The following is a 19,481-nucleotide window of genomic DNA, read 5'->3' as shown; positions in this document are numbered from 1 at the left end:
ACCGAAAGAATACACATGGCAATCATTGAAGTCAAAGTTCCGCAGTTGTCCGAATCTGTGGCCGAAGCCACCATGCTGCAATGGAAAAAGAAAGTCGGCGAGTCTGTTGCCGCTGACGAAATCTTGATCGACATCGAGACCGACAAAGTCGTGCTCGAAGTGCCCGCACCCGCTGCTGGCGTGTTGTGCGAAATCTTGGTCGCCGACGGCGGCACCGTAGCTGCTGAACAGCTCATCGCACGTATCGACACCGACGGCAAAGTGGGGGCCGCTGCTCCCGCCGCTATGGCTCCAGCGGCAGCACCAGCCGCTGCGGCTCCTGCTGCCGCTGCCGTGTCTGCCAGCAAAGCTGGCGTGGCGATGCCCGCTGCTGCCAAGTTGATGGCTGACAACCACTTGGCCGCTGGCTCTGTGGCTGGTACAGGCAAAGACGGCCGCGTCACCAAAGGTGATGTGCTCGGTGCCGTGGCCGGTGGCGTGCAGTCCACTGCCGCCGTGATTCCGACAGGTGCTCCTACCAAGTCACTGCCACAAGTGGCAGCGCCTTCGGTGAACTTGGGCGATCGTCCTGAGCAACGCGTGCCCATGACACGTCTGCGTGCTCGGGTGGCTGAGCGTTTGTTGCAATCGCAATCGACCAACGCCATCCTGACCACCTTCAACGAAATCAACATGGCACCCGTCATGGACATGCGCAAGCGCATGCAAGAGCGTTTCGAAAAAGAACACGGTTGCAAGTTGGGCTTCATGAGCTTCTTCGTCAAAGCAGCGGTGCACGCTCTGAAGAAATTCCCTGTGTTGAACGCTTCGGTCGATGGCAACGACATCGTCTACCACGGCTACTTCGACATCGGTATCGCAGTGGGCTCACCACGCGGTTTGGTGGTGCCCATTTTGCGCAACGCGGACCAAATGAGCTTTGCAGACATCGAGAAGAAAATTGCAGAGTTCGGCGTGAAAGCCCGTGACGGTAAGTTGGGCCTCGAAGAAATGACCGGCGGCACGTTCTCGATCTCCAACGGCGGCACCTTCGGCTCCATGATGTCCACCCCCATCATCAACCCACCACAGTCTGCGATTCTTGGCGTGCACGCGACCAAAGACCGTGCCATGGTGGAAAACGGCCAAGTCGTGGTTCGTCCGATGAACTACTTCGCGATGTCGTATGACCACCGCATCATTGACGGCCGTGAAGCTGTCTTGGGCTTGGTGGCGATGAAAGAAGCGCTGGAAGATCCAGCTCGCCTCTTGTTCGATATCTAATTGAAAGATTCACATGTCTAAACAATTCGACGTCGTCGTCATTGGTGGTGGCCCCGGTGGCTACATCGCAGCCATCCGCGCTGCACAACTCGGTTTTCAAGTCGCCTGTATCGACGAATGGAAAAACGCAGCCGGTGGCCCAGCGCCTGGCGGCACTTGTACCAACGTGGGTTGCATCCCATCCAAGGCTTTGCTGCAGTCCAGCGAACATTTTGATCATGCCAACCACCACTTTGCAGAACACGGCATCACCGCCAAAGATGTGAAGATGGACGTGGCCAAGATGCTGGCCCGCAAGGACAACGTTGTGAAGCAAAACAACGATGGCATCTTGTACTTGTTGAAGAAAAACAAGGTCACCTTCTTCCACGGTCGCGGCTCGTTTGTCAAAAGCACCGAAGCAGGTCACGAAATCAATGTGGCAGGCAAGGCCGAAGAAGTCATCACCGGCAAGCACATCATCATCGCCACTGGCTCCAACGCCCGCGCGTTGCCAGGTACACCGTTTGACGAAGTCAATGTGTTGTCGAACGATGGTGCTTTGCGTGTTGGTGCAGTGCCTAAGAAGCTGGCTTTGATCGGCTCGGGCGTGATCGGTTTGGAGATGGGTTCTGTGTGGCGTCGTCTGGGCGCTGACGTGACCATCCTCGAAGGTCTGCCCACTTTCCTCGGCGCTGTGGACGAGCAAATCGCCAAAGAAGCCAAGAAGGCGTTTGACAAGCAAGGCTTGAAGATCGAACTCGGCGTGAAAGTCGGCGAGATCGTCAACGGCAAGAAGGGCGTCACCGTCAATTACACCAACGCCAAAGGCGAAGCTGTTGTGTTGGATGCTGACAAGCTCATCATCTCGATTGGTCGCGTGGCCAACACGATTGGTTTGAACCCCGAAGCCATTGGCCTGCAGCTCGACGAGCGTGGCGCCATCGTGGTGGACGGCGATTGCAAAACCAACGTGCCTGGCGTGTGGGCTGTGGGTGACGTGGTGCGTGGCCCCATGCTCGCGCACAAAGCCGAAGAAGAAGGCGTGGCCGTGGCCGAGCGTATCGCTGGCCAACACGGTCACGTCAACTTCAACACCATTCCTTGGGTCATCTACACCAGCCCCGAAATCGCTTGGGTGGGCCGTACTGAGCAGCAGCTCAAGGCCGATGGCGTGGCTTACAAAGCCGGGACCTTCCCGTTCCTCGCGAACGGTCGTGCGCGCGCGTTGGGCGACACCACAGGTATGGTGAAGTTCTTGGCCGATGCCACGACCGACGAAATCTTGGGCGTGCACATGGTGGGCCCACAGGTGTCTGAGTTGATCGCCGAAGCTGTGGTGGCTATGGAGTTCAAGGCCTCTGCGGAAGACATCGCTCGCATTTGCCATGCACACCCTTCGCTATCAGAAGCCACAAAAGAAGCTGCTTTGGCGGTGGACAAACGCACGTTGAACTTCTAATCGAGTTGCACCGCTTTGCGTGTCAAAGCCCGCTGGCAGCAGCGGGCTTTTTTCATGGGCAAGGCACAATAGAGCCCTTATGTCAGCCAAACAACCCGTTCACCAAAACTACCTCAAAGAACTCGAAATTCGAGGCTTCAAAAGCGACCCCGCCCAGCTGCGAGCCATTGATGCGCTAGAGCGTTGCGCCAGCGAGTGGGCTGCTTACAAAGAGAAGCGTTCGAACTCACTCAAAAAGTTGGTTAACCGTCCAGCCATTCCGCGCGGCGTGTACATGTTTGGCGGGGTGGGACGAGGTAAAAGCTTTTTGATGGATTGCTTTTTTGAGGCCGTGCCCATCAAACGCAAAACCCGTTTGCATTTTCATGAGTTCATGCGTGAGGTGCACCGTGAGTTGCGCGAGCTGCAAGGCACAGTGAATCCCTTAGATGTGTTGGGCAAGCAAATGTCCAAACGCTATAAGTTGATTTGCTTTGATGAATTCCATGTCGCCGATATCACCGATGCGATGATTCTGCACCGCTTGCTTGACGCTTTGTTCGACAATGGTGTGGGTTTTGTTACCACCTCCAACTTCAAGCCTGACGATTTGTACCCGGGCGGCATGCATCGCGATCGCATCTTGCCCGCGATTGCGTTGCTCAACAAAGAGTTGGAAATTGTCAATGTGGACAATGGCACCGACTACCGCCGACGCATGTTGGAGCAAGTTGAGCTCTACCTGCGTCCCTGTGGCGAGAAGGCAGATGCCGCAATGACCGATGCTTTCAACCGGTTGGCCGAATGTCAAGACGAAGACCCGGTGTTGCACATCGAAGCTCGAGAAATCAAAGCACGTCGACGTGCGGGGGGCGTAGTGTGGTTTGACTTCAAAGACCTGTGCGGCGGTCCACGTTCGCAAAACGATTACCTTGAAATCGCCAGCCAATTTCACACCGTTTTGCTCAGCGATGTGCCGCTGATGCCTGTCAACAAAGCTGCTGAAGCGCGTCGCTTCACATGGCTCATTGATGTGTTGTACGACCGCCGCGTCAAGCTGATGCTGTCTGCGGCAGTGTCGCCTGAAGAGCTCTATACCGAAGGTCCCATGGCGCACGAATTTCCGCGCACGGTGTCGCGCTTGAATGAGATGCAATCGGCGGAGTTTTTGGCATTGGAGCGTCGCACTGTGGATACGGGGTTGACATGAACAAGGTAGTGATTTGTCTCTTGACGTTCGTATGCTCTGCTGCATGTGCTGTTGAACCTGTGTCAAATGCTCAGGCGCAAATGACGGTTGTGACAGCGAGTCAAGCAACGCCAAGCTTTCCATCTGAGGCTGAGCGCAGCGAAGAGCGATTGCGTTTGAGCAGCGAGCGTCAGGCGCTGGAAGATCAATACAAATCAGACATGACCCAGTGTTATCAGAAATTCGATGTCACCAGTTGCCGTTTGAAAGCGCGTGAACGACGCATTGAAGCCAATGCCTTGCTGCGCAAAGACGAGTTGCGATTCAATGCACAGGAGCGTCAAATTCATGCGCTGGATGCGCGCCGCAATTTGGCTGAGCGCAACAGCGAAGCCGAGCAAAAGAAAGCTGAAGCTGAGCGTGCGGCAACCATTGCGGCAGCGAAAGATCGCGCTGACGCCAATGCGCAAAAGCAAATCGACCACGCCTTGCAAGGTACCAAGCGTGGCGAATATGACCAAAAGCAACGCGAAGCCGCGCAGCACCGCGCCGACATCGAAAAGAAATTGCGTGAGCGCAGCAAAGATGCGGCAGCGCCATTGCCAGCACCCGGTAAATGAACCATCCCTTGCGTGACTTGGTGCAAGAGGCCTTTGCACCTTTAGGTGTGTTGGCCCGCGCCACCGATCACTTCAGTCCGCGTCAAGGTCAAACCGACATGGCGCTTGCCGTAGCCGACGTGGTGGCGCACGGCGGCAGTTTGGTGGTCGAAGCGGGCACAGGCGTGGGCAAGACCTTTGCCTATTTGGTCCCTGCGTTGCTCAGCGGTGAGCGTGTGCTGTTGTCCACTGCCACCAAGGCTTTGCAAGACCAGTTGTATGCGCGCGATTTGCCGCGTTTGGTGCAAGCACTCAATTTGCCTGTTCGTTTGGCCTTGCTCAAAGGCCGCTCCAGTTACTTGTGTACGCACCGCATGGAAATGGCTCGTCGTGACACTCAAATTCCCGATCGACACACTGTGCATTTGTTGTCGCGTGTGGAGACGTGGTCCCTCAGTACTCGCACGGGTGACTTGGCTGAGTTGCCCGGTTTAGATGAACGCTCGCCTTTAATTCCGCTCATCACGTCTAACCGTGAAAATTGTTTGGGCTCGCAGTGTCCGAAGTTCAAAACCTGCCACGTCAACGCTGCACGTCGTGAAGCGCTGGGCGCAGACGTGGTAGTCATCAACCACCATCTGTTTTTTGCCGACATGGCGGTGCGCGAAACAGGTATGGCCGAGTTGCTGCCCAGTGTGCGCGTGGTGATTTTTGACGAGGCCCATCAGCTCAACGAAGTGGGTGTGAATTTCTTAGGCCATCAACTTGGTACTGCACAGCTGTTAGACGTCACCCGCGACATGTTGGCCACTGGCTTGCAACTGGCTCGCGGTTTGGCCGACTGGCAGGGGGTGTGTTCGGGCTTAGAACGCGCAGCCCGTGAGTTGCGACTGATGGGCGGCAAACGGCACAGTGCGGTGAAGCTCCGCTGGACCGAAGAAGTCCCAGAGGGCATTCATCAAGGGGCATGGGAGCAATCCCTTCAAGATGTCGGTGCTGCATGTGTGCAGGCGCTGCAAGCGCTAGACACGGTGAGTGAAATTGCGCCTGACTTCATGCGCTTGCACGACCGCGTGGCCGAAGTGGCCAAACGTGTAGATGCCTTCTTGAACCCTTGTGCGCCCGATGCGGTGCGATGGGTGGACATCAGTGCCTCGCAAATGCGCTTGATGGAAGCGCCTTTAGACATTGCTGAAACCGTGCGCGAACGTTTGATGAAGCAGCCGGCTATGGTTGCCAGCGAAGAGGAAGATCAAGAGCCACCACCTTGGCAAGATGAGCCTTCTTTTGAAGAGGCGCCTGCCTCGCACGATGCATCATCCTTTGATGCCGCCTTCCCACTGCGGCCCGTCGAAGACACACGGCCGCGTAGTTGGATTTTTACCTCGGCCACCTTGGGCGACGATCCGCGTTTGCGTTGGTTCACCGAGCCCTGCGGCCTAGAGTCCGCCACTGTTTTGCGCGTGAGCAGCCCCTTTGATTACCCCGCACAAGCCTCTCTGTTTGTGCCACGTGACATCGTGCGCCCCAACGATCCAGCGCACAGTGCACAAGTGGCCGTGCTTGCTAGCGATGCGGTGCGTCGCCTAGGCGGTCGCACTTTGGTGCTCACCACCACGCTGCGTGCTTTGCGTGCGATTGGCGATGCGATGAAGCAACAACTCGAAGGCTCAGGCATTGAGGTGTTGGTGCAAGGTGAGTGGCCCAAGCGCCATTTGATGGAGCGTTTCCGCGAGGGTAGCAAAGCGGGTGAGGGGGGCTGTGTGTTGGTGGCCTCTGCCACATTTTGGGAAGGCTTCGATGTGCCAGGAGATGCGCTGCAGTTGGTCATCATCGACAAACTGCCGTTCCCGCCGCCGAACGACCCCTTGGTTGAAGCTCGCAGCAAACGCTTAGAGGCGCAGGGTCGAAGCCCCTTCAACGACTACTTTGTGCCAGAGGCCGTGGTGGCTTTGAAGCAAGGGGCAGGGCGACTGATTCGTACGGAATCTGACCAAGGTGTGTTGGTGCTGTGTGACAACCGATTGGTCACCACCGGCTATGGACGCCGCCTGATTGCTGCCTTGCCGCCTATGCGTCAGTTGCAAACGTCAGAGGCATTGGCTCAGTCGCTGGACGCGCTGAGCCAAGACTTTATTTCCAGAGCTTCCACCACGACTTTTTAGTCGCGGCGCGCTCTGGATACAACAGCGTGCTGTTGGGGTAGCTTTTCTCCAGCACGCGTTGGGTGTCATCACGCAGTTGTACAAGGCCTAGTTTGTCGTAAGACTGAACCATGATGAGCAAAGCTTCTTCTACAGCGGGCACATCGCGATATTCCTGCACCGTGGTTTGCGCACGGTTGATGGCTGCCACATAAGCGCCACGTTGGTAGTAAAAACGTGCCACATGTACGTCTGAGCGAGCCAACGAGTTCTTGATGAAGGCCATGCGTAAGCGGGCATCTTCGGAATACTTGGAGCTGGGAAAACGCACAACCAATTCGCGGAAGGCTTCAAACGATTCTTTGGCTTGCTTGGGATCTCGCTCTGCCAAATCTTGCTCGGCAAAATTGGAGAAGAGACCTAAGTTGTCGTTGAAGTTCACCAAGCCTTTGAGGTACAACGCATAGTCGAGTGCAGGGCTGGCGGGGTGCAGTTTGATGAACCGGTCGAGTGTGGCGACTGCTTGCACAGGTTCGTTGGTTTTGTATTGGGCCCAAGCTTTGTCGAGCTGCGCTTGTTGTGCCAATGCTGTGCCAGCTGCGCGGCCTTCGAGTTTTTCGTACATGCCAATGGCTTTGTCGTAGCCACCGGCAGCCATTTCGTCTTTGGCTTCGTTGTAGAGCTTGTCGTTGCTCCAGTCTTTGGTGGCGTCGTAGTTGCTGTCAGCACATCCTGTGAAAAGAATAGCAGTCGTTAGGCCAATGGCCATCCACACAGTCGATAATTTGAGTCGTAACACCACAGGTTAACCTCTTGAAGCAAAGTAAATCCATTCTATCGGCTCAGCCACCATCCCCAGCACCCATTGCGGAGGATGTTTTGCTTGATGAGCATGTCGACCTCATCGACGGGCCAGAAGTGGAAACCCGCGAACTCTCCATTCCCAATGACTTGCACGGCGAGCGTCTGGACCGCGCTTTGGCCGTCTTGCTGCCCGAGTTCTCGCGCAGCTTCTCTCAGCAGCTGCTCAGCGAAGGCTGTGTGAGCTGTGTGCTGCCCACGCAACGTGTGATGGGCAAAGCATCGGCCAAGGTACGCATGGGCGAGCGCTACCAGCTGATATTGCGGCCCACGCCACAAAGCCAAGCCTTCAAACCAGAAGATATAAAGCTTGATGTGATTTACGAGGACGAAGACTTGCGCGTTCTGTTCAAACCTGCAGGCTTGGTGGTGCATCCCGCACCTGGTAACTGGAGCGGCACGCTGCTCAACGGCTTGCTGGCTTTAGATCCCCAAGCGGTCATGCTGCCTCGCGCGGGCATCGTGCACCGCTTAGATAAAGATACCAGCGGCTTGATGATCGTGGCGCGCACGCGCCGTGCCATGGACGCGCTGGTGGCCATGATTGCAGAGCGCGAAGTGCACCGCGAATATTTGGCTGTGGCCTACCGCAAATGGAGCGGCACGCCCGTGCGTGACATCGTGGCCGCCATTGGTCGCGATTACCGCAACCGCCTGCGCATGGCCGTGGTTGACCTCGAGCGTTTACCAGGCAAAGAAGCCCACACCACGTTTGAGTGTCTGAGTAGCCAAGAAGAAGCTTGTCTTGTGCAGTGCACTTTGCACACGGGCCGTACGCATCAAATTCGCGTGCACATGGCCCACTTTGGTCATCCGTTGGTGGGCGATTCGCTGTATGCCGGCCCCATGACCTTGGGCATTGATCGTCAAGCCTTGCATGCGTTTCGTCTGAGCTTTGACCATCCCATCACCGGTGAGCCGCTCAAGTTTGAAGCGCCGTTGCCGGACGACATGGTCAACTTGCTGGCCGGTTTGGGCCTCAAGCGCCCCGAATAGGTCTTTTTAGCCGTCTCCGTTACAATATGGGCTCACGCTTGTGAAAGCGGTGAGCCCTTTGGCTCTGATTCGTGCCATGCCCCGCATGGCCTTTACCAGCCTCGAGATCAAATTTCGTAGGCCATTTTCTAGACCCTTGACCCGGAACTCTCACGATGAACACCGTGGATGCCAAGCGCGTAGTTGAGACCGCCCTGATTTGTTCGCACCAACCGATCCAGATTCGCGATTTGCGCGTGCTGTTCTCTGACGCCTTGGGCGCTGACACCATTCGCACCTTGCTCGAAGAGCTGCAGCTCGACTGGGCGCAGCGTGGCGTAGAGTTGGTCCAAGTGGCCACCGGTTGGCGCTTTCAAAGCCGCCCAGACATGCGCGAGTTTTTGGACCGTTTGAACCCCGAAAAACCCCCTAAATATTCACGCGCCGTGATGGAGACCTTGGCCATCATTGCCTATCGCCAGCCTGTGACGCGTGGCGACATGGAAGATGTGCGCGGTGTGACCATCAACTCGCTGGTGCTCAAGCAGCTCGAAGACCGTGGTTGGGTGGAAGTCATTGGTCATCGCGAAACCGTGGGCCGTCCTTCTTTGTACGCCACGACCCGTCAGTTTTTGGACGATTTAGGACTGGCCTCGCTCGACCAATTGCCTGTGTATGACAGCGCCCAAGCGCAAGCCAATGCCTTTGCCCGCTTGGGAGAAGACGACCCATCCTTGCAAATGGACATGGCCCTTGAATCGGCTGAGGTAGCCGAAGCCACAACGCCTTCCCCTATTTTTGAACTTTCCTCACCCAGAGACCCCGCCCCAAACGGCGATGCACCGAATGAACACTAACAACCACGACCTGGGTGGCCAGCCAAACGAACCACTAGAACAACAAGAGCCCCACGACGAATTCTTGGACGACGACACCGCTTTTGACTTTGATGACGTGGTGTCTGGCGAGTTCGATGCCGAACTCATCCGTGCCGAAGCTGCGCCCGAAAAGCGCGTGCTCTTGCCACAACCCGAATCGCCCAAATTGCACAAAGTCTTGGCCCAGTCGGGCATGGGTTCACGCATCGAGATGGAGCGCCTGATTGCCGAAGGCCATGTGGCTGTCAACAACGAAGTGGCCCACACTGGCCAACGTGTGCAGTTTGGTGACCAAATCAAGGTCAATGGCCGTCAAATTAAGGTGCGCATTGCGCCACCGCCTCCGCGCGTGATTGCGTACCACAAGCCTGCGGGCGAAGTGGTGACCACTGACGACCCTCAAAACCGTCCCACCGTGTTCCGCCGCTTGCCACGCCTGTACCAAGGCAAGTGGCAATCCGTAGGCCGCTTGGACTTGAACACCGAAGGCTTGTTGCTGTTCACCAGCTCTGGCGAATTGGCCAACCAACTGATGCACCCACGCTTTGGTTTGCAACGCGAATACGCGGTGCGCTCATTGGGTAAGCTCAGCAAAGACCAAAAAGAACAGCTCATCACCGGCATTCAACTCGACGATGGCCCGGCCCAATTTGGCTCCATCGAAGAGGGCGGTGGTGAAGGTTCTAACTGCTGGTATCGCGTCACCATTTCTGAAGGTCGCAACCGCGAAGTGCGCCGCATGTTCGAGGCCGTTGGTCACGCCGTTAGCCGCTTGATTCGCATTCGCTACGGCGCCATGGTGTTGCCACGCGGTTTGAAGCGTGGCGCATTTGTGGAACTTGGCGAGCGTGACATTCGCGCTCTGATGGAAGCTGCGGGCGCTGAAGCACCCGTGCAAAGCGGCCCCTCACACAACAACCGCACCGAACGCGCCAGCAGCCGTCGCCGCGGCAACAGCATTGGTCCGCGTCCATCCACACCGCGCGCCCCCGAAGAGCGCAGCAGTGGCCCAGAGCGCTTGGTGCGCACCGAGCGTCGCCGTGGCGGCAAGTTGCCAGAACGTGCGCCGCAACCTGACCCAATGCAAACCTCGGTGGGCTACATCGGTGCAGACAGCTACGCCGATGAACGTCAGCGTAAAAAAGATGGTCAAAAAGCCTTCAAAGCCGGCTTGGTCGGTGGCCCACGTCCCTCTAGCGCAGCCCCGCGCCGGGGTGGCTCGGCCGGTGGCAGTTTTGGTGGCGGCCGCTCCGGTGGTGGCAACGCCGGCGGTTCTGGTGGTAATCGTGGTCAAGGCGGCCGAGGCGGCCGCTAAATCACACGTCAGATGCACCAAAAACGCTTGCAGGTTCGAGGGAAATCCCTTGAAACGGTTAAAATAGCCGGCTCCGCACATCGCGTATAAAAGTTTCAATCACAGTCAATACAGGGAAAATCCAAATGACCGAACGTACTCTCTCCATCATCAAGCCAGACGCAGTTGCTAAGAACGTCATCGGCCAAATCTATGCACGCTTCGAAGCTGCTGGTTTGAAAGTTGTCGCTGCTCGCATGGCTCACCTGTCACGCGGCGAAGCCGAACAGTTCTACGCTGTGCACAAAGCACGTCCTTTCTTCAAAGATTTGGTCGATTTCATGGTCTCCGGCCCTGTCATGATCCAAGTGCTCGAAGGCGAAGGCGCTATCTTGAAAAACCGTGACTTGATGGGTGCTACCAACCCTAAAGACGCTGCTCCTGGCACTATCCGCGCTGACTTCGCTGACAGCATCGATGCCAACGCTGTGCACGGTTCTGACGCTGCTGAGACTGCCGCAGTTGAAATCGGCTTCTTCTTCGCCGGCATGAACGTTTACGGTCACTAAAAGCCAATCGACGCGGTGGGCAACCACTGCGTTGGCGAATAAAAATGACGGCCAACCTGCTTGATTTTGATCTCGACGGTTTGGCCGTTTTTTGTGAGCGCTTGGGCGAAAAACGCTTCCGCGCCACACAGCTGTTCCGGTGGATCCACCAAAAAGGCGCACAAGACTTTGATCAGATGTCTGATCTCGCCAAGTCACTGCGCGAAAAGCTGAAAACCTGCGCACAGGTTCAGCCACTCACTCCTATTTCCAGGCACGATTCCGCCGATGGCACCATCAAGTGGTTGTTCGACGTGGGCGACGGCAACGCCGTTGAAACTGTGTTCATTCCAGAAGACGACCGAGGCACTTTGTGCATTTCGTCGCAAGCTGGTTGCGCTGTTGGCTGTCGCTTTTGCTCAACGGGCCACCAAGGCTTTAGCCGCAACCTCACCACCGGCGAAATTTTGTCGCAGCTTTGGTTTGCTGAGCACACGCTGCGCAAGCAGTTCAATACGACCGAGCGGGTCATCTCCAACGTGGTGATGATGGGCATGGGCGAGCCGCTGCAAAACTACAGCGCCTTGGTACCCGCGCTGCGTTCGATGTTGGATGACCACGGCTATGGCCTGTCGCGCCGCCGCGTGACGGTATCCACCTCGGGCGTGGTGCCCATGATGGACCGCTTAGGGTTAGATGCACCTGTGGCCTTGGCCGTGTCGCTGCATGCGCCCACCGATGCCTTGCGTGACAACTTGGTGCCACTCAACCGCAAATACCCCTTGCACGAGTTGATGGATGCGTGCCGTCGTTATTTGGCGCACGCACCACGCGATTTCATCACCTTTGAATATTGCATGTTGGATGGTGTCAACGACCAGCCCGAACATGCACAAGCCTTGATCGATTTGGTCAAGCCCAAGCGTGGCTCGGGCGAGCCTGTGCCATGCAAGTTCAATTTGATTCCATTCAACCCGTTTCCCGCCTCAGGCCTGACCCGCTCGAGCGCAGCGACGGTCAAAGCCTTTGCTGCGCAGCTCAGCGAGGCGGGCATCATCACCACCGTGCGCAAGACGCGCGGCGACGATATTGACGCAGCCTGTGGGCAGCTGGCCGGCGACGTGAAAGACCGCACCAAGGTTGATGCACGCATGGCCAAGCAACGCGTGATTCCGCTCACACAGGTGCCTTCATGAGTGTGTGGCGTGTCGTGGTCTTCATGGGTGTGATGCTTGCAGCGGGATGTGGCTTGGGCGCTTGCAGCTCAACCGCCTCAAAGCTCGACACACTCATCCAAGCCGAACCCGACAGCACACGCCAACGCGCCATGCGTCGTTTGAGCTTAGCCAGTGCGTATTACGAACAAAACCAAAATGCAGTGGCCCAGCAAGAAGTGCGCGCAGCCTTGCAAATTGATCCGAACTATGCCGAGGCCTACAGCTTGCTTGGGCTGATTCATCAGCGCGACGAGGCGCCTGTGTTGGCGCAGTCAAGTTTTGAGCAAGCGATTGCGCTGGCCTCAAAGCCACCCATGCGCAGCGCAGAGCTGGCGGCCATTCAACACAACTACGGTTGGTTTTTGTGTGAACAGAATCAATTTGTTGAAGCGCAAATGCAGTTCGACCTTGCCTTGGCCCAGCCCAGCTATCGTCAAGCAGACAAAACACGCCAAGCCATGACGCTTTGCAAAGCGCGTGCATCGCTGGCCACCGATCAACGTCAGCGCAATAATTGACCTACCTCATTCCAATGCGGTTCAAGCGTCAAGCTTGAGCCAAGAAAACTGAAGACAGATGACCGAAGAAACAATCCCATCAACGACCCCTCGTGCATCAGCGGGCGCATTGCTGCGTCAATACCGCGAAGCCCAAGGCTTCAAGCTGGATGTGTTGGCCCAGGCGCTGCGTGTCTCGCCAGCCAAGCTAGAGGCCTTAGAGGCTGACCGCTTGGACGAGTTGCCCGACGCCATGTTTGCCCGCGCGTTGACCTTGGCGGTGTGCCGTCAACTCAAGGTGGATGCCGCACCTGTGTTGGCGCTGTTGCCTGGTCAAGATGTGTCACGTTTAGCCGCTAAAAACGAACGTGGTTTGGACTTTCCTTTAGATCGCCCATCGTTCTTGCCCCAGTCCAGCTTTGTGGCGGTGGTTAAATTATTCACACCTCTGCGTTGGGCGGCTTTGGCTGTCTTGGCGCTGGCTTTGGTGATTGGCTTGTGGCCAGAAATTCATGGCCTGCTGGTGTTCAAAGACGACCCCGCTGGTGCCACGGTCGTGGCGCCTGTGACTTCCCCTGCCATCGCGTTGCCTTCAACAGAAGAGACGCCGCCCGTGGTTGAAATCAAGTCCAGCAACATGGTGGTGACCACGGTTCATTCCACGGCCGTTGCAGCCCAAGCTGCCAGCGCGGCCCTACCTGCCAGCCCAACGGGAGTGCTCAATGTCAAATAACGATCAGCCCCAAGGCATTGCCTTGTCACAACCCAAAGCACGCCGCAGTTTGCAAGCGCGCGTGACGTGGGGTGATCATGTGGTGACCGTCGGCGGCGATGCCCCCGTGCGCGTGCAGTCCATGACCAACACCGACACGGTGGATGCGATTGGCACGGCCATTCAAATCAAAGAGTTGGCCTTGGCCGGCTCTGAGTTGGTACGCATCACCGTCAACACACCCGAAGCCGCTGCTGCTGTGCCGTACGTGCGTGAGCAGCTCGACAAGATGGGCATCAACGTGCCGTTGATTGGCGACTTCCATTACAACGGCCACCGTTTGCTGACCGATTTTCCCGACTGTGCGCAAGCGCTGTCTAAGTACCGCATCAACCCCGGCAACGTGGGCAAGGGTGACAAACACGACAAGCAGTTCGGCCAGATGATTGAAGCCGCGATGCGCTACAACAAAGCCGTGCGAATTGGCGTGAACTGGGGCAGCCTAGACCAAGAGTTGCTGGCTAAGTTGATGGACGAAAACGCTTTGCGTACCAACCCGTTTGAAGCCAAGCAAGTGATGTACGAAGCGCTCATCACCTCGGCCATCGACTCGGCCAAGTTGGCGCAGAGCATGGGCATGTCGGCCAACCAAATTTTGCTCAGCTGTAAAGTCAGCGGCGTGCAAGACCTCATTGCCGTGTATCGCGAGCTGGCTCAGCGTTGCAACTATCCCCTGCATCTGGGTCTTACCGAAGCGGGCATGGGCACCAAGGGCACCGTGGCTTCGGCCACGGCTTTGTCTATTCTTTTGCAAGAGGGTATTGGCGACACCATCCGCGTCTCGCTCACACCTCAGCCTGGCGAAGCCCGTACGCAAGAGGTGGTGATTGCCTCTGAAATTTTGCAAGCCTTGGGTCTGCGCACCTTTGTGCCTAGCGTCACGGCATGTCCCGGCTGTGGTCGCACCACCAGCACAACCTTTCAAGAAATGGCCAAGTCGATTGACGACTTTTTACGCGCCCAAATGCCGGTGTGGCGCACCCAATACCCGGGGGTTGAAAACCTCAAAGTGGCGGTGATGGGCTGTATCGTGAATGGCCCTGGCGAGAGCAAGCACGCCGACATAGGTATCAGCCTGCCCGGCAGCGGCGAAGCGCCTGCAGCGCCCGTTTTCATTGATGGTGAAAAAACCATGACTTTGCGTGGCGAGAACATCGCGCAAGAGTTCCACCAAATTGTTGAAACCTATATTGAAAAACGCTTCGGTTAATCCGAGCGCCTGCCTATCGTGACGACAGAAAACAAAACAACAAAACCTGCCAAAGCCCAAGCCTTGACCGCGGTCAAAGGCATGAACGATTTGTTGCCTCCAGCCTCAGCCCAATGGGAATGGCTGGAAGACAAGGTGCGCGGTCTGATGGCTCGCCACGCTTACCGCAACCTACGCACGCCAATCGTTGAACCCACCGCCTTGTTTGTGCGTGGCTTGGGCGAGGTGACCGACATTGTGGAAAAGGAGATGTACTCCTTTGAAGACCGTTTGAATGGCGAGCAACTCACCTTACGCCCTGAGGCCACAGCCGGTGTGGTGCGCGCGGTGGTTGAACACAACATGCTCTACAACGGTGGTCAGCGCCTGTATTACATGGGCCCGATGTTTCGCCACGAGCGCCCACAGCGTGGCCGCTACCGCCAGTTCCACCAAATCGGCGCGGAGGCTTTGGGCTTTCCGGGCGCTGAAGTGGATGCCGAACTCATTTTGTTGGCCGCCACGCTCTGGCAAGAGTTGGGTTTGCAAGACGTGCGCTTGGAGCTCAACAGCTTGGGCCAACCCAACGAACGTGCGGCGCATCGCACAGCCTTGATTGCCCACCTCGAAGCCCACGTCGATGTGTTGGACGAAGAAGCCAAGCGCCGCTTGCACACCAACCCCTTGCGCATCTTGGACACCAAAAACCCAGCCATGCAAGCCGTGGTCGAAGCTGCGCCAAAGTTGATTGATTTCTTGGGCGAAGCTTCGTTGTCTCACTTCAATGCGGTCAAAGCCATTTTGGATGCCAGTGGCGTGAGTTACCGCATCAACCCACGCTTGGTGCGTGGCATGGACTACTACAACCTCACCGTGTTTGAGTTTGTGACCGACCGCTTGGGCTCGCAAGGCACCATTTGCGGCGGTGGCCGTTACGACTATCTGATCGAGCAAGTGGGCGGTAAGCCTGCACCGGCCGTGGGCTGGGCTTTGGGCGTCGAGCGCGTGCTCGAATTGCTCAAAGAGCAGGACACCTTGCCAGAGGCTGTGGGGCCTGATGTGTACGCCATCGTGCCTGACGCGGCAGCTTTGCCTGTGGTCTTTAAAACCATTCAAATCTTGCGTGCGCAAGGCATGTCGGTGCAAATGCATGCTGGGTCAGGCGAGGGCATGGGCAGCATGAAATCGCAGTTCAAAAAAGCCGATGGTAGCGGCGCTCAGTTTGCCCTCATTTTTGGCGGCGACGAGTTGGCGCGTGGCGAAGTCACGCTCAAAGCTTTGCGTGATGGCGCAGGTGCCCAAGAGGCTGTGCCCTTGGGCGATGTGACCGCCCGCGTGGCGGCCAAACTTGCGCAGGCCGTGGCCCAGCCTCAAACCGTGGCTTAACCAAGCCGCGCCCTACAATTCGCTAAATTTTTAGTCAATCCTTAATCACCATGGCATCACCTCTCGACCTCGAAGAACAAGAACAACTGGACGAACTCAAGCACTTTTGGAAGCGCTGGGGCGACCTCATCACTTGGGTGCTGATCGCTGTTTTGGGTGGTTACGCCGCTTGGATGGGTTGGCAGTCGTATTCAGTCAAACAAGCGGTCCAAGCTGCTGCTTTGTATGACACGGTAGAGCGTTCCGCCATCGGTGGCGACATGGCTTTGCTTGACCGCTCGGTCAGCGACATCAAAGACAAATTTGCCAGCACCACTTACGCGCAACAGGCCGCCTTGCTGGCCGCGCGTGTTTACAACGACAAAGACCGCAAAGCCGATGCCAAATCGCAGCTGACTTGGGTCATCGACAAAGCCAGCGACGAGGGCTACCAAGCCTTGGCGCGTTTGCGCTTGGCCGCCTTGTTGGTGGAAGACAAAGCCTTTGACGAAGCTCGCAAACAGCTCACGGCCAAAACACCCGAAGCCTTCGCGCCTCTGATGGCCGACCGTTTGGGCGACTTGGCCATGCTGCAAGCACAACCTGTTGAAGCCGTTCAACACTACAAAAATGCGTGGAAGGGCTTTGAGCCTAACGCCGAGTACCGCCGTTTGGTGGCCGTTAAATTGTCGGCTTTGGGTGCTGACCCCGAAGACGCGCCTGCTGTGGAGAGCAAAAAGTGAACACAACAACGTCTCGCTGGTTATCTCTGACGCGCCTTGCGCTGGTTGGCGTTTGCTTGGCCTTGGCGGCATGCTCTGGTCCATCTCGCCCCAAGCCCACCGAAATTCAAGGTGTGCAAGTCTTGCAAGATATGCGCACCAGTTGGACCGCCAATGTGGGCAAGGTGGATTTCCCCTTGGTCGTGTCAGCCCGCGAAGACCGCATTGCCTTGGCCAATAGCCAGGGCGTGGTGGCCGTGTTGGATGCCACCACTGGCAAAGACATTTGGCGTTTGAAATTGGACCAAGCCATTTCAGCAGGCGTGGGCAGCGATGGTCAGCAGTTGGCTGTGGTCACCCGCACCAATGAATTGGTTGCTTTGCGAGACGGCAAAGTGCAGTGGCGCAAGAGCATGCCCGCGCAATCGTTCACCGCACCTTTGGTGGCGGGGGCTCGAGTGTTTGTGCTGACGGCTGACCGTTCGGTCATCGCGTTTGACGGCGCCACAGGCCGCCAGCTTTGGACGCAACAACGTCCAGGTGAACCTTTGGTGTTGAAGCAAGCCGGCGTGTTGTTGGCGTTTAAAAATACCTTGCTCGTTGGCTTATCTGGCCGCTTGGTGGGTTTGGATCCCAATACGGGTGTGATCCGCTGGGAGTCTGCCATTGCAACACCCCGTGGCACCAATGACATTGAGCGCTTGGTCGACTTGGTCGCCCCGTTTGACCGTGTGGGCGATGTGGTCTGCGTACGCGCGTTCCAAGCCGCTGTGGGCTGTGTCAATGCGGAGCGCGGCCAAGGCTTGTGGACCCGTCCTTCCGCAGGCGAAATGGGCGTGAGCGGTAACGACAATTTACTGATTGCCGCCATGTCGAATGGCGTGGTTCAAGCGTTCAATCGCAGCAACGGCGAACGTCTGTGGGACACAGAGCGTTTGAAATACCGCATCTTGAGTGCACCGCTGGTTACGCCGCGCGGCGTGCTGGTGGCTGACAACGGTGGCTGGTTGTACTTGCTGTCGCTGGCCGACGGCGCCTTGCTCAACCGCATCAAGCTCGACAGCGAAGAATTGGCATCCGCCCCTGTTTTGGCAGGTGGGCGCTATGTGGTGGTCACACGCGAAGGTCGCGTGACTGGCCTCCAAATCCCGTAATTGGGAAAGTTAAAGGATTAAGTTTTGAAACCCGTATTGGCCTTAGTGGGCCGCCCCAACGTTGGCAAGTCCACGTTGTTCAACCGTTTGACCAAAACACGTGATGCCATCGTGGCCGACTTCGCGGGCTTGACACGTGACCGTCACTACGGCAATGCCCGTTTTGACAAACACGAATTCATCGTCATCGACACCGGTGGCTTTGAACCCACCGCCGACAACGGCATCTACAAAGAAATGGCCCGACAAACCCAGCAAGCCGTTGCCGAGGCCGATGTGGTGGTGTTTGTGGTGGATGCCCGCGGTGGCATTTCGGCCCAAGATCACGACATTGCCAATTACTTGCGCCGCTTGGGAAAGCCCACCATTTTGGTGGCCAACAAAGCCGAAGGCATGAAAGAGGGCGCTCAGTTGGTCGAGTTCTACGAGCTGGGCCTTGGCGAAGTGTTGCCCGTGTCGGCCTCGCATGGTCAAGGTATTCGCGACATGATGGCGCAAGCCTTGGCACCGCTGAATTTGGCCGACCCAGACGAAGAAGATGCCGACGCCGACAACGGCACCATCAAGCTCGCCGTGGCGGGTCGCCCCAACGTGGGTAAATCGACCCTCATCAACACGTGGTTGGGTGAAGAGCGTCTGGTGGCGTTCGACATGCCTGGCACCACACGTGACGCCATCAGCGTGCCGTTTGAGCGCAACGGCCAGATGTTTGAACTCATCGACACGGCAGGCTTGCGCCGCAAAGGCAAAGTGTTTGAAGCCATCGAGAAGTTCTCGGTGGTCAAAACCTTGCAAGCCATTGAGTCAGCCAACGTGGTCTTGCTGTTACTCGACGCCACCCAAGGCGTGACCGATCAAGACGCGCACATCGCTGGCTACATTTTGGAAAGCGGCCGTGCCGTTGTGTTGGCTGTGAACAAATGGGATGCCGTGGACTCGTACCAGCGTGAATTGCTGATGCGCTCGATCGAAACGCGTTTGCCGTTCTTGAAGTTTGCCGCGATGCACTTTATCTCGGCCAAAAAGCGACAAGGTTTGGGCCCGTTGTGGGGCGCAATTGCGCAAGCCCACCGCGCGGCGATGTGCAAAATGCCAACGCCTTTGCTCACCCGTTTGTTGCTAGAAGCCGTACAGTTTCAGTCGCCACAGCGCGGCGGCATGTACCGCCCCAAGCTGCGTTACGCCCATCAAGGTGGCATGAACCCGCCCATCATTGTGATTCATGGCAACTCGCTTGAGCACGTGACCGAGACCTACAAACGGTTTTTGGAAGGGCGCTTCCGCAAGGCCTTTAATTTAGAAGGCACCCCCTTGCGAATTGAGATGAAGACCGCAAGTAACCCTTACGCAGGCAAAGACGACTGATATCGCAAGCACTCTAGCTCTGTGGTAAC

The 19,481-nt window shown here is 57.0% G+C and carries 18 protein-coding genes; 17 read left to right on the top strand and 1 reads right to left on the bottom strand.

All coding sequences use genetic code 11. From position 1 onward, the window contains the following. Window positions 1-15 precede the first annotated feature (15 nt). The 5 genes from odhB (at window position 16) to RMR24_RS01555 (ending at window position 6,636) form a co-directional block, all read left to right on the top strand. Window positions 16-1,263, top strand: coding sequence for a 2-oxoglutarate dehydrogenase complex dihydrolipoyllysine-residue succinyltransferase (gene odhB / locus RMR24_RS01575; RefSeq protein WP_310613331.1), 1,248 nt, complete (start codon window positions 16-18; stop codon window positions 1,261-1,263). A 13-nt stretch (window positions 1,264-1,276) separates the two neighbouring features. Continuing rightward, window positions 1,277-2,704 (top strand): dihydrolipoyl dehydrogenase, encoded by a 1,428-nt coding sequence (gene lpdA, locus RMR24_RS01570; RefSeq protein WP_310613330.1) that lies wholly within the window; start codon window positions 1,277-1,279, stop codon window positions 2,702-2,704. 79 nt (window positions 2,705-2,783) lie between these two features. Further along, a complete protein-coding gene (gene zapE / locus RMR24_RS01565; protein ID WP_310613329.1) occupies window positions 2,784-3,893 on the top strand; it encodes a cell division protein ZapE in 1,110 nt (369 codons plus the stop codon). 80 nt (window positions 3,894-3,973) lie between these two features. Then, window positions 3,974-4,492 (top strand): hypothetical protein, encoded by a 519-nt coding sequence (locus RMR24_RS01560; protein WP_310613328.1) that lies wholly within the window; start codon window positions 3,974-3,976, stop codon window positions 4,490-4,492. Continuing rightward, the gene (locus tag RMR24_RS01555) at window positions 4,489-6,636 is read left to right on the top strand and encodes an ATP-dependent DNA helicase (protein ID WP_310613327.1); all 2,148 of its coding nucleotides are present in this window, start codon (window positions 4,489-4,491) and stop codon (window positions 6,634-6,636) included. Before RMR24_RS01560 ends, RMR24_RS01555 begins: the two co-directional genes overlap by 4 nt. Here the strand turns inward: RMR24_RS01555 and RMR24_RS01550 are convergent. After that, window positions 6,605-7,414 carry an outer membrane protein assembly factor BamD gene (locus RMR24_RS01550; RefSeq protein WP_405023296.1) on the bottom strand — a complete coding sequence of 270 codons (810 nt, stop codon included), beginning with the start codon at window positions 7,412-7,414 and terminating at the stop codon, window positions 6,605-6,607. The genes RMR24_RS01555 and RMR24_RS01550 overlap by 32 nt on opposite strands. Window positions 7,415-7,494: 80 nt before the next feature. Here RMR24_RS01550 and RMR24_RS01545 point away from each other — a divergent pair, with 80 nt between their 5' ends. The 12 genes from RMR24_RS01545 to der all read left to right on the top strand — a co-directional run bounded on the left by RMR24_RS01545 (window position 7,495) and on the right by der (window position 19,452). Then, window positions 7,495-8,472: an RluA family pseudouridine synthase gene (locus tag RMR24_RS01545; RefSeq protein WP_310613326.1), complete on the top strand. Its 978-nt coding sequence runs from the start codon at window positions 7,495-7,497 to the stop codon at window positions 8,470-8,472. A gap of 155 nt (window positions 8,473-8,627) precedes the next feature. Then, a complete protein-coding gene (scpB, locus tag RMR24_RS01540) occupies window positions 8,628-9,308 on the top strand; it encodes an SMC-Scp complex subunit ScpB (RefSeq protein ID WP_310613325.1) in 681 nt (226 codons plus the stop codon). After that, window positions 9,298-10,644, top strand: a complete 1,347-nt coding sequence (locus RMR24_RS01535) for a pseudouridine synthase (RefSeq protein ID WP_310613324.1) — start codon at window positions 9,298-9,300, stop codon at window positions 10,642-10,644. Before scpB ends, RMR24_RS01535 begins: the two co-directional genes overlap by 11 nt. A 125-nt stretch (window positions 10,645-10,769) precedes the next feature. Next, window positions 10,770-11,192 (top strand): nucleoside-diphosphate kinase, encoded by a 423-nt coding sequence (gene ndk / locus RMR24_RS01530; protein ID WP_104797502.1) that lies wholly within the window; start codon window positions 10,770-10,772, stop codon window positions 11,190-11,192. 44 nt (window positions 11,193-11,236) lie between these two features. Further along, the gene (gene rlmN / locus RMR24_RS01525; RefSeq protein WP_310613323.1) at window positions 11,237-12,367 is read left to right on the top strand and encodes a 23S rRNA (adenine(2503)-C(2))-methyltransferase RlmN; all 1,131 of its coding nucleotides are present in this window, start codon (window positions 11,237-11,239) and stop codon (window positions 12,365-12,367) included. Next, window positions 12,364-12,906 carry a tetratricopeptide repeat protein gene (locus RMR24_RS01520; RefSeq protein WP_310613322.1) on the top strand — a complete coding sequence of 181 codons (543 nt, stop codon included), beginning with the start codon at window positions 12,364-12,366 and terminating at the stop codon, window positions 12,904-12,906. Before rlmN ends, RMR24_RS01520 begins: the two co-directional genes overlap by 4 nt. A gap of 58 nt (window positions 12,907-12,964) precedes the next feature. Continuing rightward, window positions 12,965-13,618: a helix-turn-helix domain-containing protein gene (locus RMR24_RS01515; protein ID WP_310613321.1), complete on the top strand. Its 654-nt coding sequence runs from the start codon at window positions 12,965-12,967 to the stop codon at window positions 13,616-13,618. Beyond that, window positions 13,608-14,867 carry a flavodoxin-dependent (E)-4-hydroxy-3-methylbut-2-enyl-diphosphate synthase gene (ispG, locus tag RMR24_RS01510; protein WP_310613320.1) on the top strand — a complete coding sequence of 420 codons (1,260 nt, stop codon included), beginning with the start codon at window positions 13,608-13,610 and terminating at the stop codon, window positions 14,865-14,867. Before RMR24_RS01515 ends, ispG begins: the two co-directional genes overlap by 11 nt. An 81-nt stretch (window positions 14,868-14,948) precedes the next feature. Beyond that, window positions 14,949-16,232 carry a histidine--tRNA ligase gene (gene hisS, locus RMR24_RS01505; protein ID WP_310613395.1) on the top strand — a complete coding sequence of 428 codons (1,284 nt, stop codon included), beginning with the start codon at window positions 14,949-14,951 and terminating at the stop codon, window positions 16,230-16,232. 50 nt (window positions 16,233-16,282) lie between these two features. Then, window positions 16,283-16,954 carry a tetratricopeptide repeat protein gene (locus RMR24_RS01500; RefSeq protein ID WP_310613319.1) on the top strand — a complete coding sequence of 224 codons (672 nt, stop codon included), beginning with the start codon at window positions 16,283-16,285 and terminating at the stop codon, window positions 16,952-16,954. Then, window positions 16,951-18,087 carry an outer membrane protein assembly factor BamB gene (gene bamB, locus RMR24_RS01495; protein WP_310613318.1) on the top strand — a complete coding sequence of 379 codons (1,137 nt, stop codon included), beginning with the start codon at window positions 16,951-16,953 and terminating at the stop codon, window positions 18,085-18,087. Before RMR24_RS01500 ends, bamB begins: the two co-directional genes overlap by 4 nt. Before the next feature lie 24 nt (window positions 18,088-18,111). After that, window positions 18,112-19,452 carry a ribosome biogenesis GTPase Der gene (der, locus tag RMR24_RS01490; RefSeq protein ID WP_310613317.1) on the top strand — a complete coding sequence of 447 codons (1,341 nt, stop codon included), beginning with the start codon at window positions 18,112-18,114 and terminating at the stop codon, window positions 19,450-19,452. Window positions 19,453-19,481: the final 29 nt, after the last annotated feature.

The organism is Limnohabitans sp., from assembly GCF_031539105.1.
GTDB lineage: Bacteria > Pseudomonadota > Gammaproteobacteria > Burkholderiales > Burkholderiaceae_C > Limnohabitans.
The sequence above is the reverse complement of the archived record's forward strand: the minus strand, read 5'-3'. Positions and strand labels throughout refer to the sequence as shown.

Excerpts from the sequence above, each read along its gene's own strand:
- RMR24_RS01560 (WP_310613328.1), top strand. The coding sequence starts at position 3,974 with ATGACGGTTGTGACAGCGAGTCAAGCAACGCCAAGCTTTCCATCTGAG.
- lpdA (WP_310613330.1), top strand. The coding sequence starts at position 1,277 with ATGTCTAAACAATTCGACGTCGTCGTCATTGGTGGTGGCCCCGGTGGC.
- ndk (WP_104797502.1), top strand. The coding sequence starts at position 10,770 with ATGACCGAACGTACTCTCTCCATCATCAAGCCAGACGCAGTTGCTAAG.
- RMR24_RS01520 (WP_310613322.1), top strand. The coding sequence starts at position 12,364 with ATGAGTGTGTGGCGTGTCGTGGTCTTCATGGGTGTGATGCTTGCAGCG.
- ispG (WP_310613320.1), top strand. The coding sequence starts at position 13,608 with ATGTCAAATAACGATCAGCCCCAAGGCATTGCCTTGTCACAACCCAAA.
- RMR24_RS01535 (WP_310613324.1), top strand. The coding sequence starts at position 9,298 with ATGAACACTAACAACCACGACCTGGGTGGCCAGCCAAACGAACCACTA.
- rlmN (WP_310613323.1), top strand. The coding sequence starts at position 11,237 with ATGACGGCCAACCTGCTTGATTTTGATCTCGACGGTTTGGCCGTTTTT.
- zapE (WP_310613329.1), top strand. The coding sequence starts at position 2,784 with ATGTCAGCCAAACAACCCGTTCACCAAAACTACCTCAAAGAACTCGAA.
- RMR24_RS01555 (WP_310613327.1), top strand. The coding sequence starts at position 4,489 with ATGAACCATCCCTTGCGTGACTTGGTGCAAGAGGCCTTTGCACCTTTA.
- scpB (WP_310613325.1), top strand. The coding sequence starts at position 8,628 with ATGAACACCGTGGATGCCAAGCGCGTAGTTGAGACCGCCCTGATTTGT.
- hisS (WP_310613395.1), top strand. The coding sequence starts at position 14,949 with ATGAACGATTTGTTGCCTCCAGCCTCAGCCCAATGGGAATGGCTGGAA.
- RMR24_RS01500 (WP_310613319.1), top strand. The coding sequence starts at position 16,283 with ATGGCATCACCTCTCGACCTCGAAGAACAAGAACAACTGGACGAACTC.
- RMR24_RS01515 (WP_310613321.1), top strand. The coding sequence starts at position 12,965 with ATGACCGAAGAAACAATCCCATCAACGACCCCTCGTGCATCAGCGGGC.
- odhB (WP_310613331.1), top strand. The coding sequence starts at position 16 with ATGGCAATCATTGAAGTCAAAGTTCCGCAGTTGTCCGAATCTGTGGCC.